This window comes from Bradyrhizobium sp. 187 (assembly GCF_023101005.1).
Taxonomy (GTDB): Bacteria; Pseudomonadota; Alphaproteobacteria; order Rhizobiales; family Xanthobacteraceae; genus Bradyrhizobium; species Bradyrhizobium canariense_D.
In genome coordinates this window covers 4,895,816-4,911,874 of record NZ_CP064693.1, presented here as the reverse complement: position 1 = coordinate 4,911,874, position 16,059 = coordinate 4,895,816, and the positions used below count along the sequence as shown (strand labels likewise).

Sequence of the window (16,059 nt, the reverse complement as noted above, 5' to 3'; positions counted from 1 at the left end):
AGTCCTATGCCAGTTCTTGGTCCCCGGATCGGGCGCGCAGGTTCAAAAGCCTCTCACCACAGCCCGATTACGGCGGCCGTTAGGTCATGGACGAACGCCAAATCATCCATCATTCTGCCCGTGCTCGGCCGGCCATCGGTCGAGGCCCCGCCAACCCAAAAGTCAAAAGACAGGGCGCGGGGAAATGCATCTGAGGGAGGACGGAATTCCATGGCGGGCATCCATGCGCTCGATCGGCTCATCGGCAGCGACTATCCCGACCTGGCGACGGACGCAGAGGTTCGAGCCTTCGAGCAGGTCCCTTACGCCGATCGCGTCGCGGCCGAGAGCACTTACGACGCCGTCAGGCTGGGTGCGGTCCGCAACCCCGACGGGCCGGCGATCCAGTTCCTGCAAAATGCCGATCCCGCCGACACGCCGGTCGTGGTCACGTACCGCGACTTCATCGCGCGCGTCACGCAAGCGGCCAACATGTTTCACGCACTCGGCGTGGAGAAGGGCGACGTCGTCAGCTTCATGCTGCCGCTGGTGCCGGACGCCTTTGTAACGCTGTTCGGCGCGGAGGCCGCCGGCATCGCCAATCCCGTCAATCCGCTCCTGGAGCCGCACCAGATCGCTGAGATCCTCGAGGCCGCGAATACGAAGATCCTGGTGGCGCTCGGGCCGATGCCGGGCACCGACATCTGGCAGAAAGTCGAGCAGATCAGGCCGCAACTCAAGCAGCTCAAGGCGATCGTGCAGGTGTTCGGTGCTGGCGATCCGGCGAGAGGAATCTTTGCCTTCAACGACCTCATCAAGCCGCAGCCTTCGGACCGCCTTATCAGCGGACGCAACATTCTCGGCAGCAACATCGCCGCCTATTTCCACACCGGCGGCACCACCGGCACGCCAAAGCTGGTGCGGCACACGCATGCCAACCAAGTCTATCAGGCCTGGGCGCTCAATCTGCTGCTGAAGTCGAAGCCGGGCGCCAACATGCTGTTCGGCATGCCGCTGTTTCACGTCGGGGGCTCCTTGACGCAGGTGCTGACGACGCTGTCGGCTGGCGGTTCGCTGGTCGTGCTGTCGCCGAGCGGATGGCGCAACCCGAATGCGGTGAAGAACATCTGGCAACTGGTCGAGCGCTTCAAGCCGGAGGCGCTGTCGAGCGTGCCGACGGTACTCGCCGCGACGCTCGCGGTACCGCCTGGCAATGCAGACATCTCCAGCCTGAAATATGCAGCCGGTGGCGGCTCCGCGATCCCGGTCGCGGTGGGGTCTGCGATCCAGGACAAGCTCAAGCTGCCGGTCGTCGAGGTCTACGGCATGACCGAGACCTCGAGCGTGCACACGCTGGCCTATCGGTCGCGGCCGATCCGGCTCGGTTCGGTCGGCCTTCCCATGCCTTACGCGCGGGTCCGCATCGTCCAGCTCGATGCCGAGGGCAAGCTGATCCGCGACTGCGCGCCGGACGAGATTGGCGTCGTCATCATGGCTGGCCCAGGCGTGTTCGGCGGCTATCTCAACGACGAGCACAACAAGGGTGCCTTCGTCGACGAGGTCTGGGTCAATTCCGGCGATCTTGGCCGGCTCGATGCCGACGGCTATCTCTGGATCACCGGCCGCGCCAAGGATCTCGTGATCCGCGGGGGCCACAACATCGATCCGGCGCCGATCGAGGAGATCATGTTCCGGCATGCCGCCGTCGGCTTTGCCGCCGTGGTCGGCCAACCCGACGCCTATGCCGGCGAGCTGCCGGTCGGTTACGTGCAGCTGAAGCCGGGCGCGACCGTCGAGCCGGGCGAGTTGGAGACATGGGTGCGCGAGCGTACGCCGGAGCGCGCAGCTGTCCCGGTGCAGGTCATCCCGATCGATCCGATGCCGGTGACGGGCGTCGGCAAGGTGTTCAAGCCGCAGCTGCGCTGGGACGCAGCCCAGCGCGTGTTCACGAAGGTGCTGACACCGCTCACTGAGCGCGGCATCGACTGCAAGGTCAGGGTCGGTGCTCACGGCAGCCACGGTTCGATCGCGACTGTGACGCTGGCGGGCCTGCCGGCGGATCAGCGCGAGGCGGTTGCGAGCGAGGTGCACGCACTGCTTGCACCGTTCGTGATGCGCCATGAGGTGGTGCAAATGTAGCGGACCCAACAGACGGCTTCGACCGTCGGCCCGAAAGCGGGGCGACGCTTCGCCGCATTATCCATAACGCCGGTAGAGCCTCTTATGTGACACATATCACATAGGAAGAGTTGGTAATTGAGCGATGGTCCGAATAGTCTCGTGGAATTGCATCCGGGGGGACGCAAGTGATTCCGTTTCGGATAATTGCTTTGTTGATTTTGGCCATTGGCCTCGCCTGCGGACCGGCCCATGCGGACCGGCGGGTGGCGCTTGTCATCGGCAATTCCGCCTACAAGAGCGCGCCCAAGCTCGGCAATCCCGTCAACGATGCCACTCTGGTCGGCGGCATGTTCAAGAAGGCGGGCTTTGATTCCGTCGATGTCAGGCTGGATCTCAGCGCCAGCGAGATGCGGCGCATGTTGCGCGAGTTCGCCGGCAGGACCCGCGATGCCGATATGGCGGTGATCTATTACGCCGGCCACGGCATCGAGCTGGAAGGCACCAACTATCTCATTCCGATCGACGCGACGCTGGAGACGGATGGCGACGTACTCGACGAGACCATCCCGGTGGAGCGCGCGCTGTTCGCGGTAGAGCCGGCCAAACAGCTGCGCCTGATCATCCTGGATGCCTGCCGCGACAATCCGTTTTCCAAGACCATGAAGCGAACGCTGGCTTCGCGCGCGATCGGACGCGGACTCGCCAAGGTCGAGCCGACCAGCCCCAACACCATGATCGCCTTCGCGGCAAAGGCCGGTTCGACTGCGTCCGACGGCGATTCGAGGAACAGCCCGTTCGCCACCGCGCTGGTCGAGCACTTGCCCAAGCCGGGCCTAGATTTGCGCAAGGCGTTCGGATTCGTGCGCGACGACGTGCTGAGGAGCACCGGGAACAAGCAGGAGCCCTTCGTGTATGGCTCGCTGGGCGGCGATGACGTGCCGTTGGTTTCTGCCAAGCCGGCTGCAACCGGTCCGCAGGCAAATCCGCAGGATTCGATTCGCAGGGATTACGAGCTCGCGCTGCAGCTTGCCACGCGCGACGGTTGGGAAGCCTTCCTGGCGCAGTATCCCGAAGGCTTCTATGCCAATCTGGCCAAGGGCCAGATGAACAAGATCGCTGCTGAAGAGACGCGCGCGTCGGCCGAGCAAAAAGCGAACGCGGCCGAGCAGCAGAAGGCAAGGCTCATTGCCGAACGCGCCCAGAAGGCCGAGCAGGACAAGGCGGCCGCGGCTGCCAAGGCCGCCGAAGAGGCCCGGGTCGCGGCGGAGAAGCAGAAGCAGATCGAGCAGGCAAGGGCGGACGCGGCCGAGCACCAGCGCAAAACTGGCTGAGGCTGCCGCGGCAAAAGCACAAGCCGAGAAGCAGGCAGCGGAGAAGGCCAGGGCCGAGCTTGCCGCCAAGCAGGCCGCCGAGAAGGCGGAGCAGGCGGTAAAACCGGCGGCCGATCGGCAGATGCCTGAGGTCGAGCAGAAAGTTGCAGCCCTTGCGCCGGCGCCGGCATCCACATTGTCGGTGGCTGATCTGACGAAATCACTCCAGAGCGAACTGCGCCGCGTCGGCTGCCTGTCCGTCACTGCGGACGGCGACTGGAATTCAGCTTCGCAGCGCTCGCTGGCGCTGTTCAACAAATACGCCGGTACTCAGTTCGATGCCAAGCTCGCCAGCGCCGACGCGCTCGATGCCCTGAAAGCCAAGCCGGGACGCGTCTGCCCGCTCATTTGCAATTTCGGCTCCAAGGCCGACGGCGATCAATGCGTGAAGATTACCTGCCGCGCCGGCTATCGCGTCGGTGATGACAACGAGTGCGAAAAGATTCAGGAGAAGAAGCCGGTCGCCACGCGTGAGGAATCGCGGAGGCGGGATACGGACCGGAAGGCAAGCGAATCTTCGCCGTCCAGGCCTGAGGCGAGTGGACAGATTATTTGCAGCTCGACGGGATGTCGCCCGGTGCAAAAGGGATGTCGGCTTGTCAGCGGGACGATCCCCGGCAGGGTTAGTTCGAATACAGCCACAGGCGGCAACTTCGAGGTCTGCAATTAGGGTGTCACAGGCAATCGCCCGTAAAAGGCTCGGCGTTTCATGATCGTCTTGCGATCTCTTTCACTGTTGATTTTCGGTCTTTGGCTGGGGTGCGGATCGGCCCAGGCCGACAAGCGCGTTGCGCTCGTCATTGGCAATTCCGCTTACAAGAACGCACCGCGGCTTGCGAACCCGGTGAATGACGCCGGGCTCGTGGGCAGCATGTTCAGGAACGCAGGCTTCGATACGGTCGAGGTCAGGCTGGATCTCAACGCCAGCGAAATGCGGCGATCGTTGCGCGAGTTCGCGGCCAGGACGCGCGATGCCGACATGGCAGTCATCTACTATGCGGGCCATGGCATCGAGCTGGACGGCAGCAACTATCTCGTTCCGACCGATGCGATGCTGGAAACTGACGGTGACGTCCTCGACGAGACGGTCGCGCTGGATCGCGCGCTGTACGCGGTCGAACCGGCCAAACAACTCCGTCTCGTCATCCTCGATGCGTGCCGCGACAACCCATTCGCCAAGACGATGAAGCGCACCCTGGCCTCGCGCGCGATTGGTGGCGGACTTGCCAAGGTCGAGCCGACCAGTCCGAACACGATGATCGCCTTTGCGGCCAAGGCGGGATCGACGGCGTCGGATGGCGACTCCCGCAACAGCCCGTTCGCGGTCGCGCTGACCGATCATCTCCCGAAGCCCGGGCTCGACTTGCGCAAGGCATTCGGTTTTGTCCGTGACGACGTCTTGAAGAAGACCGGCAACAAGCAGGAGCCGTATGTCTATGGCTCCCTGGGCGGCAGCGACGTGCCGCTGGTGCCGCTGAGGCCAGTCGCCGCAGCAGGTCCGCAGGCGAACCCGCAGGACAGTGTGCGCAAGGACTACGAGCTGGCGCTTCAGGCCGGCCTGCGCGAAGCCTGGGAAGCATTCCTCCAGACCTATCCGGACGGCTTTTACGCCAACCTCGCTCGTGTGCAGTTGAAGAAGATTGCCGCCGAGGAGGATCGCACGGTGGCGACCGAGAAGGCGCGTCTGGCCGAACAGGAGAAGGCGAGGCTCGCGACCGAACGAGCCCAGAAGGCCGAGCAGGAGAAAGCCGCCGCAGCTGCCAAAGCCGCGGAAGAGGCGAGGATCGCGGCCGAGAAAGCCAAGCAGATCGAGCAGGCCAAGGCGGAGGCGGCCGAACGAGATCGCAAGGCGGCGGAAGCTGCCGCGGCCAAGTCGCTCGCGGAGAAGCGGGCGCTCGAGAAAGCGGCGACGGAGGCCGCAACGAAGCAGGCGGCGGACAAGCAGGCGGCTGATGCCGAAAGCAGGAAGGTCGCCGCGCTGTCGCCGCCGCCAAGCTCCCCGCCGCCCGGCGATCTCGCGAAATCCGTTCAGAGCGAGCTGCGCCGCGTCGGCTGTCTTTCGGCCGCCGCTGACGGCGATTGGAACGCCGCATCGCAACGCTCGCTGACGCTGTTCAACAAATATGCCGGCACCCAACTCGACGCGAAGCTTGCAAGCGTCGACGCGCTCGATGCGCTGAAGGCGAAGCCAGGACGCGTCTGTCCGCTCGTATGCAATTTCGGCTTCAAGGCCGACGGCGATCAATGCGCGAAGATCACCTGCCGCGCCGGCTATCACGTCGGCGATGACAATGAATGCGAGAAGGTGCCGGAGAAGAAGCCGGTGGTCACGCGCGAGGATTCGAAGAGGCGCGACCAGGACCGCAAGGAGGCGGAGTCCGCGGCTCCGAAGTCGCAGTCCTCCGGGCAGATGATCTGCAACAACGCCGGATGCAGACCGGTCGCAAAGGGCTGTCACCTCGGGCCGGTGCCCAATGCGAACGCCAGCGCCAAGATCACCGGCGAGGTCTGCAACTGAGGGCCAGGCAGCGGTGATGTCCGGCCGGACCAGACACGTCTGCGGTTGAGGTGAGGGCAGGCGACACGAGGCTTGCGTGCCCCGCCGCAAGCGAGCATCATTCCCAAAAAAATGGGGAAAACCGATGCTTGAGCTCTCGCGCCGCAGTCACCTTCAGCAATTGTCGGCCGTGCTCGGATCCGCCGCGCTGCCTGGGTGGTCGAGATGCGCTAGGGCTTCGGAGGCAGACATTCCCTCCGAGGGCATCGGCAAGGGCATCAAGCACATCTCCTACAGCGACATCGGCGGACGGCCCGACAGCGTGCAGGTGATGTTCAACCGGCAGCATGTCTATGTCGGACATATGTTCAGCGACGGCGTGACGGTCCTGGACGCATCCGATCCGCGTGCGCTGAAGCCGGTCAATTTCTTCACCGCGGGACAATACACTCGCACCCACCATTTACAGGTGGCGGAAGACCTGCTGCTGCTTGCAAACGGCGCCAACATCGTCGCGATGCAGTCCTACGACAATATGCGCGGCTATTTCGAGAACACGCTGGTCGACAGCATCACCAAGGCCAAGAAATTCCGCTGTGGGCTGTCGATCCACGACATATCGAAACCGAACGAGATGCGCGAAATCGCATTCCTCGAAATGCCCGGCTTCGGCATCAATCGGCTGTGGTGGCCGGGCGGCCGCTATGCCTATGTATCGGCGCATCTCGACGGGTTCACCGACCACATCCTTTGCGTGGTCGATCTCAAGACCATCACCAAGCCGGAGATCGTCGCGAAATGGTGGCTGCCGGGCATGAACCGTGCGGCCGGCGAGCCGGCAACGCCGAAGGGCAAGCGCTTTGCGCTCCATCACATGATCACGGCGGGTGATCGCGGCTATGCTGCCTGGCGCGATGGCGGCTTCACCATTCACGACATCGGCGATCCCGTGAATCCAAAGCTGCTGTCCCACATCAACTGGTCGCCGCCCTTCGCCGGCGGGACGCATACGCCGCTGCCGCTGCCCAAGCGACAGCTCGCAATCGTCGCCGACGAAGCGAACGCGGACAATTGCGCCAAGGGGCTGTTCCATACATTCGTTCTCGACGTGCGCGCGCCGGCAAATCCGGTGCCGATCGCGACCCTGCCGACCCCGCGCGACCGCGATTTCTGCACGAACGGCACCTTCGGTCCGCATAATCTGCACGAGAACCGCCCGGGCTCGTTCCAGAGCGAGGAGACGATCTTCGCAACCTACAACAATGCCGGCGTCAGGGTGTTCGACGTCAGGGACGCCTTCGCACCGAAGGAGATCGCGTATTGGGTGCCGCCGACACCGAAAAAGCTCATCGATCCGCGCCCGAACGTCGCGCTCGCGGCCAAAACCTGCGACGCCTATGTCCGGCCTGACGGGCTGATGTTCGTCTCCGACTGGAACGCCGGCATGCACGTGCTGCAATATCAGGGATGAGCGGTGTTGTAGGGTGGGCAAAGGCGCGAAGCGCCGTGCCCACCATTTGCAGCGGAGAAGTTTGTGGTGGGCACCCTTTCGCTTTGCCCACCCGGCGAGACCTGCACTAACCCGCCGGCATCCGCGTCTCTACCAGGCGCGCCCAATACGACGCGCCGTGGCCGAGGATGTTGTCGTTGAAGACGTAGGCCGGGTGGTGGCACTCGTTGCCGTCGCCCATGCCGACCAGGATCATCGCGCCGGGGCGTGCTTCCAGCATGAAGGAAAAATCTTCGGCGCCCATCATCGGAATGAACTTGTCGTTGACGCGCTCGGCGCCGACGATGTCGCGGGCGACGTCGGCGGCGAGGCCGGCCTCGCGCGCATGGTTCATCGTCACCGGATACATGCGCGTGTATTTGGTCTCCGCCGAGCCGCCATAGGCGCGCGCGATGCTCTCGGCGACTTCGCCGATGCGGCGCTCGACGAGATCGCGCACTTCAGGGTCGAGCGTGCGCACGGTGCCGCCGAGCTCGGCGATCTCCGGGATGATGTTGAAGGCCGTACCGGAGTGGAATTGCGTGATCGAGATTACGGCGGACTTCAGCGGATCGACGTTGCGCGCGACGATCGACTGCAGCGCATTGACGATCTGCGAACCGATCAGCACGCTGTCGATCGACTTGTGCGGACCCGCGCCGGCGTGGCCGCCCTTGCCGTGGACCGTGATCTGGATGTTGTCGGAGGAGGCGAGCATCGCGCCGGGCGTGGTCGCGAAATGTCCTTCGGGCAGGCCCGGCATGTTGTGCATGCCGTAGACCTCCTGGATGTTCCAGCGCGTCATCAGCCCATCCTCGACCATCGCCTTGCCGCCGCCGCCGCCTTCCTCGGCGGGCTGGAAGATCACCACGGCCGTGCCGTCGAAGTTGCGCGTCTCGGTCAGGTATTTTGCCGCGCCCAGCAGCATCGCGGTATGGCCGTCATGGCCGCAGGCGTGCATCTTGCCCGGGACCTTCGATGCATAAGGCACGCCCGACGTCTCCATGATCGGCAGCGCGTCCATGTCGGCGCGCAGGCCAATGGTCTTGCCCGAGGCGGATTTGCGGCCGCGGATCACGCCGACGACGCCGGTGCGGCCGATGCCCGTCACCACCTCGTCGCAGCCGAACTCGCGCAAGCGGTCGGCGACGATGCCGGCGGTGCGGTGGACGTCGTATTGCAGCTCCGGATTCTCGTGGAAGTCATGGCGCCAAGCGGCCATTTCGTCGGAGAGGGCGGCAACGCGATTGACGATGGGCATGGAGGCTCCGTCTCTGTTGTTGTTGCCGGATGAGCGAAGGGACATCCGGGATCTTTGTGAGAGAAGTTCCGGGTATCGCTGCGCTCACCCGGGTTACGAATGACGCTCAGCTTTCACCGAACACGCGCTTGAAGATCGTGTCGACGTGCTTGAAGTGATAGCCGAGGTCGAACTGCTCCTCGATCTCGGCGTCGGTGAGATACTTCTTCACGTCAGCGTCCTTCTTCAGGAGCTGGAGGAAGTCGCCCTCGCCGCGCCAGACCGGCATGGCGTTGCGCTGCACGAGCTTGTAGGCGTCCTCGCGGCTTGCGCCCTTCTGCGTCAGCGCCAGCAGAACGCGCTGCGAATGCACGAGGCCGCCGAGGCGGTCGAGGTTCTTCTGCATGTTGGCGGGGTACACCAGCAGCTTGTCGATCAGGCCGGCGAGGCGCACCAGCGCGAAGTCGAGCGTCACGGTCGCGTCGGGGCCCATCATGCGCTCGGCGGAGGAGTGCGAGATGTCGCGCTCGTGCCAGAGCACGACGTTCTCCAGCGCCGGCGTCACATAGGCGCGCACCATGCGCGACAGCCCGGTGAGGTTTTCCGAGAGCACCGGATTGCGCTTGTGCGGCATCGCGGACGAACCCTTCTGCCCTTCGGAGAAGAACTCCTCGGCTTCCAGCACTTCGGTGCGCTGCATGTGGCGGATCTCCACCGCGAAACGCTCGACCGAGGAAGCGATCACGCCGAGCGTCGAGAAATACATCGCGTGGCGGTCGCGGGGGATGACCTGCGTCGAGATCGGCTCGGGGACGAGGCCCATGGCTTTCGCAACATGCTGTTCGACGCGCGGATCGATCTGGGCAAACGTGCCGACCGCGCCGGAGATGGCGCAGGTGGCGACTTCCTTGCGCGCCGCGATCAGGCGCTCCTTGGCGCGCGAGAATTCCGCATAGGCGTAGGCGAGCTTGAGGCCGAAGGTCACGGGTTCGGCGTGGATGCCGTGGCTGCGGCCGATGGTCGGCGTCATCTTGTGCTCGAGGGCGCGCTTCTTCAGCGCCGCCAGCACCTTGTCGAGGTCGGCGAGCAGCAGGTCGGCGGCGCGGGTGAGCTGGACGTTGAGGCAGGTGTCGAGCACGTCGGAGGACGTCATGCCCTGATGGACGAAGCGCGCTTCGGGGCCGACGATCTCGGCGAGGTGGGTGAGGAAGGCGATGACGTCGTGCTTGGTCTCGCGCTCGATCTCGTCGATGCGGGCGACGTCGAAAGTGGCGTCCTTGGCCTTGGCCCAGACCGTTTTGGCGGCCTCCTTGGGAATCGTGCCGAGCTCGGCAAGGGCGTCCGCCGCATGCGCCTCGATCTCGAACCAGATCTTGAACCGGGTCTGCGGCTCCCAGATCGAGGCCATTTCCGGGCGGGTATAGCGGGGGATCATTGGACTGCTCCAGGAAGGTGGGCGGGCGACTCAGAAGGGGCGACCTGCCAAAATGCTTTTTACGCCGTAACTTAGCAGAGCGGGGAGAGCGAAACAAACGGCACCGGCAGCGTAGCGGGGATGATTGGGCTGGGTGGGGCATCGCGCCGGCCGCAGCGGGGCGCTGGGCGGCCCGCGCCGTAGGGACCGCAGATATTTAACTGTCAATCACGGATCATTGACTGACAGATATTGAAATCTGTCAGCGAGACGTGTATATCTGTTGTCGGACGCTCCGATTGGGCGTCTGGCGGCATCCCGGGAGCCCGACGTCCCAAACAAATGGGGGATTGAGGGTCGCAATTGAACAACAGGGACCGCCAATTGATTGGAGACTTACGACAATGACGACCGAAATCATCAGTTTGACCGGGACGATTGGGCACTGGCTCAATTTACTGGTGGCGCGCCAGATCGCGGCGCAGGCTGCAAAACTGCCTCATTAAGGCGAGAGCTTTCCGAAACGACCGGCACGGGCGCTTCGGAAGCAGCTCTGTCGCCGGGTAACTGAGCCCTCAACGGGAACATGGTGCTGGCATGAACGAAGCCGTTATCTTGACGCCGGAGCGGATCCTCGAAGTCACCGAGGACGTGTTGCGGCGTTACGGACTGGCCAAAGCCACCGTGGTCGACGTTGCCCGTGCGCTCGATGTGAGCCATGGCAGCGTCTATCGCCATTTCCCGAGCAAGGCTTCACTGCGCGAAGCGGTTGCCAAACGCTGGCTTGACCGCATCGACGCGCCGCTGCTGGCGATCGCCAAGGAGCAGGGCCCGGCGCCTGACAGGCTCGACCGCTGGCTGCGCACGCTGTTCGCCGCCAAACGTTCGCGTGTGCTCGACGACCCCGAGATGTTCGACACTTATCTGACCCTGGCGCGCGAAGCCTGCGCGGCCGTCAAATGTCACAAGGACACCATGATCGACCAGATCGCGGCAATCCTGTCCGACGGCGTGACGCAGGGCGTGTTCGCCGTCGATGACGTCAAGACCACCGCGCGTGCGATCTTCGATGCCACAGTCCGCTTTCACCATCCGGCCCATGCCGACGAGTGGAAGGATGCCGATCTCTCGGCGCGTGTCGATGCGACGCTGGCGCTGGTATTGCGCGGGCTGAAGGCGTAGGCCGAATACTCCACGCGCTGTTCCAAAGCCGTTCGATCGCCCGCATGGGCGGCGCTTTTATCCGTCGACCTTGTGGGCGAGGGCACCATCGCGGAGCGAACGCGGATGGTGGGACTTTTTCCGCGCACGAAGAGCGGTACCCGCCAATGGCACGACCGGCGGGCTTTCCGGATACGCATTGACTTCAATTTCGACGAGGTCCTTCGCCCGCTTTCGAAGCCTGTAGAATGCAAGCTCCTGTTCGAGCATGGGGCAGTGGAATCGAATGGTTGCTGTGTCTGGCAAGCGGCAGAGTTCATCGATGAGCTCGCCGACAGTGATGAGCGCGGGATAGGTAGCTTCGCGGATAGCCTTACTCATGGCGGAACTCCTTCACTGCGGTACTAACTGGAGTTCGATGGCGTCCGTTCCAATCCGCATCGCAAGGCGGTCGAAATATACCTGGGAGACGCCCGCATGCGGAGGATGGCTCCGTGCGCCTGCCTTCAGGGAGGGGCAAACATCTAGATCTTCGTCAGTCCACAATTGGCTGCCAGCCGCACCAGCTGCGCATCCGTGCGCGCGCCGGTCTTGGTCTTGATCAGATAGTGATAGTTCTGCACCGTCTTGACGCTGAGATTGAGATGCGCAGCGATCTGTTCGGTCGTGGCACCGCCGGCGAACTGGCGCAGGATCTCGATCTCGCGTTCTCCCAATTGATCCAGCGCCGAGCCCGCCGACAGACTGTCCTCGGCCAAGATGTGCGCGATGTCGTCGCTCATGGCGCGCTCGCCGCGGGCAACGCTGCGGATCGCGGACACGACTGCGGACGGCTCGCTACTCTTGGTGACGAAGCCGCTGGCGCCGGCACTGAAGGCTGCCTTCACCAGAACGGCTTCGTTGTGCATGGTAAAGACGAGGATGCGCGCCCGCGGACTGCGCGCGCGGATGTTGCGGATGGCTTCCAGTCCGCTCGCGCCGGGCATCGAGATATCAAGCACGACGACATCAGGATCGCGCGCCTTGAAGGCGCTGTAGGCATCCGCAGCGTTGTCGGCTTCCGCCACGACATGCAGATCACCCTGGCTTTCCAGCACGCGCCGATAGCCTTGCCGCACGATCGGATGGTCGTCGACCAGCAGCACGGAAATGCCCGTTGCCGTAATCTCGTTCATGCCGGCCTCATGCGGCGAGCGGGATGGTGGCGGCGACGCTGAGTCCGCCTCGGGCGGGCAGGATCGAGAATGATCCACCGGCCGCTGCGACGCGCTCGCGGATGCCGGTGAGGCCGAAGCCGGCCGACTGCTTGACGCGTGCCGCGTCGCCGCCGCCATCGTCGTCGACACGGATCAGCAATGCATCGTCGTCGCCCGCGCGCCGTTCCACGCTGAGCGAAATCTCGCGTGCCGCGCCGTGGCGCAACGCGTTGGTCAGGCATTCCTGCGCGACGCGATAGGCCGTGATAGCGGCCGGGCCGCTGATGTCGGTGAGGTCGCCCTTGAGATCGAGCTGGATCGTCGGCCGCGCCGAGCTCTGCGAGCGCCAGCTATCCACCAAATTCACGAGGCTCGCCTCCAGCCCAAGCTCGGCGGGCAGGGGATTGCGCAGGCGCTTCAGCGCGTCGCGCAGCGAGGCCATCAGATGATGCGTGGCCTGCGAGATCATCCGCGCGTCCTGCACGATGTCGTCGCGCTTATCTGCCTTCGTGCTCGCCGTTTCGATGGTGTTGGCGAAGGCGAGGATGGCCGAGAGATTTTGTCCGAACTCGTCGTGCAGCTCGCGGGCGAGCGCGCGGCGTTCGTCGTCGCGGATCTCGATCAGGCGCCGCGTCAGCGCCGCGCGCTGTTCGGTCGCCTCCTCCAGCCGGCCGCCGAGCTCGCCGACGGCGCTGCCGATCATCGCCAGCTCCATCGAGCGGAAGCGCGGCAGTTTCGTGCGATAATGGCCGCGGGCCATGCGCTGCAAGGCCGTGACGATCGTGCGCGCCGGCGCCAGCGCATGCGCGATCGCGAGCGAGGCCAGCAGCGCGATCGCCGCCGCCATCAAAAGCGCGACGTCGATCACGTTGAGGATGTACTCCCAGGCGAGCGAAATGGCGGCCGTTTCATCCGGCGTCGCGACCACCGTTCCGGCGGTCGCCGCGCGGGGACTGACGGGCCGTATCACTTCGGCATGGCTGCCGAGGAAGGTCGGCACGATCGACGCGAACCAGCGCGGCGGCGTCTTGCCCAGCCCCTCGCTCTGGCCGCAGAGCGGCTTTTCGAATGCGATGGCCGGTTGGAATTCGACGCAGACGCCGGGCGAGATCAGCTTCATCGTCTCCAGCGTGCGCCACTCCGGAACCGGCAGAAGCTGCTCGCGTGTTCTGCTGCTACGCAACAGGAATTCGTGCCAATACAGGGCCTGAAGCGCCTGGGCGACCCGCTGCGCCGAGGCCGCAGTTGCCCGGTCGACGCTGCGATAGGCGTCGAACGTGGCCCAGATCGTCGCCGCCCCAAGGCAGAGCGCGACGATGAGAAACAGACGGGCGACAAGCTGAAGCACAAGGCGCATGCGATCACCCCAAAGTTTGCTAAGGTCAGCCTAACAACGCCGCCGCGCCTTGCCAATTGCGAGGCACGGCAAGATGGTAGCTCGGGCAAATTTCCCATGCTGGATTGGGCATGGCTCTTTGGACCGGGCGCGGCGGCTTTGATCTAATGGGCGGAATTCACGGCCAGGAGCGGTGCAGCATGAGTTCGATGACTATTGGGCCGATCGCGGGGCCTGCTGCCGACCCATCCGAGCGCAGTGCGCTCCTGTTCTGGATGATCTTCACCGGGCTTTCGATCTTCGCCGTCGTGCTGCTGTGGCGGTTCGGCCTGATCCGCTTGATGCTGACCTCAGATCGGACCTACATTTCCAGCGTGATCGCGCTGCTCTATGTCCTCACCTGCGGTCACTGCTTCCTGCGCACGCGGGCCATTGCCCGCGAGGGCGCGGCGGCGAGGCGCTGCCGCGCGGTGCTTGCGGCCCCCGAGGGCGGCAGGGCGCTCGACGTCGGCGCTGCCGCGCTGCCGCGCGGGCTGGTGCGGGACCACATTGAGAGCCTCGTGACCAAGGCCGCGGCGCAGGACTACCGCCCCGTCGACCAGACGCTATTGCTGCGAACGCTCGCCGACCGGCTGCGCGGCTCCAACGGCTTCGGGGCCTTCGTCTCGGATACGCTGATGAAGCTCGGCCTGCTCGGCACCATCGTCGGCTTCATCATCATGCTGGCGCCGATCGCGGGACTGGATGCCGCCGACAAGGTCGCGATGCGATCCTCGATGGGACTAATGAGCGACGGCATGGCGGTCGCGATGTACACGACGCTGGCGGGCCTCGTCGGTTCGATCCTGGTCCGCATCCAGTATTACATGCTGGATGCCGCGACCCAGAAGGTGTTCTCGGATGCGGTGGTGCTGACCGAGACCTATGTGACGCCGGTGCTGGAACGTAAGGGCGCTGGAATCGCGACATGATGGATGATTTCGGTCTCTATCCGCGCGAGGAGCCGTTCGATCCCTTGGGCGTGATGCTGTTCAAGGCGCTCCAGGTGATCGCTTTCCTGTTCTTCCTCGCGCTGCTCGCGGTCTCGCCGGACGCCAAGGACGGCAAGATCGACTCCAAGGCCGAGTTCATGATCACGCTGGACTGGCCCGACAGCCATCCCGACGATCTCGACCTGTTCGTGCAGGATCCCGTGGGCAATATCGCCTGGTATCGCCACCGCGAGGCCGGCTTCCTCACGCTCGACCGCGACGATCGCGGCGGAGCCAACGACTTCATCATGGTCAACGGCAAAAAGATTGCCTCGCCGATCCGCGAGGAGATCGTCACGGTGCGGGGCATCGTTCCCGGCGAATACACCGTCAATGTCTCACATTTCGTGGCTACGACCGGCGAGCCTGTGACGGCCAATGTGAAGGTGCAAAAACTCAATCCGACGGCGCAGGTGATCTTCGATAACAAGTTCACGGTCGATCACACCGGCGACGAGAAGACTGCGGTGCGGTTCCGGCTCGACGCCGAAGGCAAAGTCGTCAATGTGGACCAGCGGCCGAAATCGCTGCTGGAGACCTTTCGCAGCGGCTGGCGCAACGGCGCCGATCTCGACCCGAGCACCGGCGTGAGCAAGAACGCTGTGAGGGTGCGCCGTGACTAGCCTGCCAACGGTCATCCTCACGCTATCGATAGCCTACGCCGTCATCGGTGCGCTGCTGCTGGTCGTTCTGGTCTATGCGCGGCTGCATTGGTCGTTCAAGGCGGTCGCGGTGGTCGTGACCAGTGCGTTCTATGTCGTCAGCTTCACCGAGATGCGCGGGCTGCTCGGCTGGGCCAGCGCCGATCGGCTGCCGGCCTCGTTCAAGCTGCTGAAGGCCCGCATCGTCGAGCCGCATTCGCTGGAGGGCGATCCCGGCTCGATCTATCTCTGGGTCGAGCAGCTCGACGAGGACAATCGGCCGAGTGGCATCCCGCGCGCCTTTCGTGTGCCCTACAATGACAGGCTGGCCGACAAGACCCATGCGGCGGAGAACGAGATCGCGCTGGGACATCCGCAAGGCGGCCGGGCCGCCGATTTCGGCGGCGGCGATGGCAGCCTCATCGACATGGTCCGGGAATATGTGACGCCCAAGACCATCATGGAGACGAGCGGAGGCGATTCCTCGACCGGCGAATTCCTGGCACCACCGGCCGGCGCGCAGGGCGCCGTGTTCACGCCGTTGCCGCCGCCCCGGATGCCGCCGAAGGACGAGCAATAGGCTC

General features: G+C 64.4%; 12 protein-coding genes and 1 pseudogene. 8 read left to right on the top strand and 5 right to left on the bottom strand.

Annotation, left to right across the window (positions count from 1 at the left end):
* The first annotated feature begins 210 nt into the window (after positions 1 to 210).
* From IVB19_RS23775 to IVB19_RS23760, 4 genes and pseudogenes are all read left to right on the top strand, one after another.
* The gene (locus IVB19_RS23775) at positions 211 to 2,118 is read left to right on the top strand and encodes an acyl-CoA synthetase (protein WP_247377874.1); all 1,908 of its coding nucleotides are present in this window, start codon (positions 211 to 213) and stop codon (positions 2,116 to 2,118) included.
* Positions 2,119 to 2,285: 167 nt separating this feature from the next.
* Positions 2,286 to 4,140: pseudogene (locus IVB19_RS23770) on the top strand (caspase family protein).
* Between the two features lie 39 nt (positions 4,141 to 4,179).
* On the top strand, positions 4,180 to 5,988 hold the full coding sequence (locus IVB19_RS23765; protein WP_018455551.1) for a caspase family protein: 1,809 nt from the start codon (positions 4,180 to 4,182) through the stop codon (positions 5,986 to 5,988).
* A gap of 124 nt (positions 5,989 to 6,112) precedes the next feature.
* Entirely contained in the window at positions 6,113 to 7,438 is a 1,326-nt protein-coding gene (locus IVB19_RS23760; RefSeq protein WP_204511648.1) for an LVIVD repeat-containing protein, read from the top strand.
* Positions 7,439 to 7,544: 106 nt separating this feature from the next.
* Here IVB19_RS23760 and IVB19_RS23755 read toward each other — a convergent pair whose 3' ends face one another.
* Both IVB19_RS23755 and purB read right to left on the bottom strand, forming a co-directional pair.
* Positions 7,545 to 8,717 (bottom strand): M20 aminoacylase family protein, encoded by a 1,173-nt coding sequence (locus IVB19_RS23755; protein WP_247377868.1) that lies wholly within the window; start codon positions 8,715 to 8,717, stop codon positions 7,545 to 7,547.
* Positions 8,718 to 8,823: 106 nt separating this feature from the next.
* Positions 8,824 to 10,131 (bottom strand): adenylosuccinate lyase, encoded by a 1,308-nt coding sequence (gene purB / locus IVB19_RS23750; RefSeq protein WP_247377866.1) that lies wholly within the window; start codon positions 10,129 to 10,131, stop codon positions 8,824 to 8,826.
* 576 nt (positions 10,132 to 10,707) lie between these two features.
* On the opposite strand from purB, the gene IVB19_RS23745 reads away from it, so the two are divergent.
* Positions 10,708 to 11,292, top strand: a complete 585-nt coding sequence (locus IVB19_RS23745) for a TetR/AcrR family transcriptional regulator (protein ID WP_018455555.1) — start codon at positions 10,708 to 10,710, stop codon at positions 11,290 to 11,292.
* A gap of 57 nt (positions 11,293 to 11,349) precedes the next feature.
* Here IVB19_RS23745 and IVB19_RS23740 read toward each other — a convergent pair whose 3' ends face one another.
* The 3 genes from IVB19_RS23740 to IVB19_RS23730 all read right to left on the bottom strand — a co-directional run bounded on the left by IVB19_RS23740 (position 11,350) and on the right by IVB19_RS23730 (position 13,824).
* Positions 11,350 to 11,652 (bottom strand): hypothetical protein, encoded by a 303-nt coding sequence (locus IVB19_RS23740; RefSeq protein ID WP_018455556.1) that lies wholly within the window; start codon positions 11,650 to 11,652, stop codon positions 11,350 to 11,352.
* Positions 11,653 to 11,795: 143 nt separating this feature from the next.
* Positions 11,796 to 12,446, bottom strand: coding sequence for a response regulator (locus tag IVB19_RS23735; protein ID WP_085396093.1), 651 nt, complete (start codon positions 12,444 to 12,446; stop codon positions 11,796 to 11,798).
* Between the two features lie 7 nt (positions 12,447 to 12,453).
* The gene (locus IVB19_RS23730; protein WP_085351048.1) at positions 12,454 to 13,824 is read right to left on the bottom strand and encodes a sensor histidine kinase; all 1,371 of its coding nucleotides are present in this window, start codon (positions 13,822 to 13,824) and stop codon (positions 12,454 to 12,456) included.
* Between the two features lie 179 nt (positions 13,825 to 14,003).
* Between IVB19_RS23730 and IVB19_RS23725 the strand changes: the two genes are divergently transcribed.
* Genes IVB19_RS23725 through IVB19_RS23715 form a run of 3 tightly spaced genes read left to right on the top strand, consistent with a single transcriptional unit; the run spans position 14,004 to position 16,055 of the window.
* Positions 14,004 to 14,774: a MotA/TolQ/ExbB proton channel family protein gene (locus IVB19_RS23725; RefSeq protein ID WP_085351049.1), complete on the top strand. Its 771-nt coding sequence runs from the start codon at positions 14,004 to 14,006 to the stop codon at positions 14,772 to 14,774.
* Positions 14,771 to 15,457: a DUF2135 domain-containing protein gene (locus tag IVB19_RS23720; RefSeq protein WP_085351050.1), complete on the top strand. Its 687-nt coding sequence runs from the start codon at positions 14,771 to 14,773 to the stop codon at positions 15,455 to 15,457. Before IVB19_RS23725 ends, IVB19_RS23720 begins: the two co-directional genes overlap by 4 nt.
* Complete coding sequence (locus IVB19_RS23715; RefSeq protein WP_018455562.1) at positions 15,450 to 16,055, top strand: hypothetical protein; 606 nt, start codon at positions 15,450 to 15,452, stop codon at positions 16,053 to 16,055. Before IVB19_RS23720 ends, IVB19_RS23715 begins: the two co-directional genes overlap by 8 nt.
* The last annotated feature ends 4 nt before the right edge of the window (positions 16,056 to 16,059 follow it).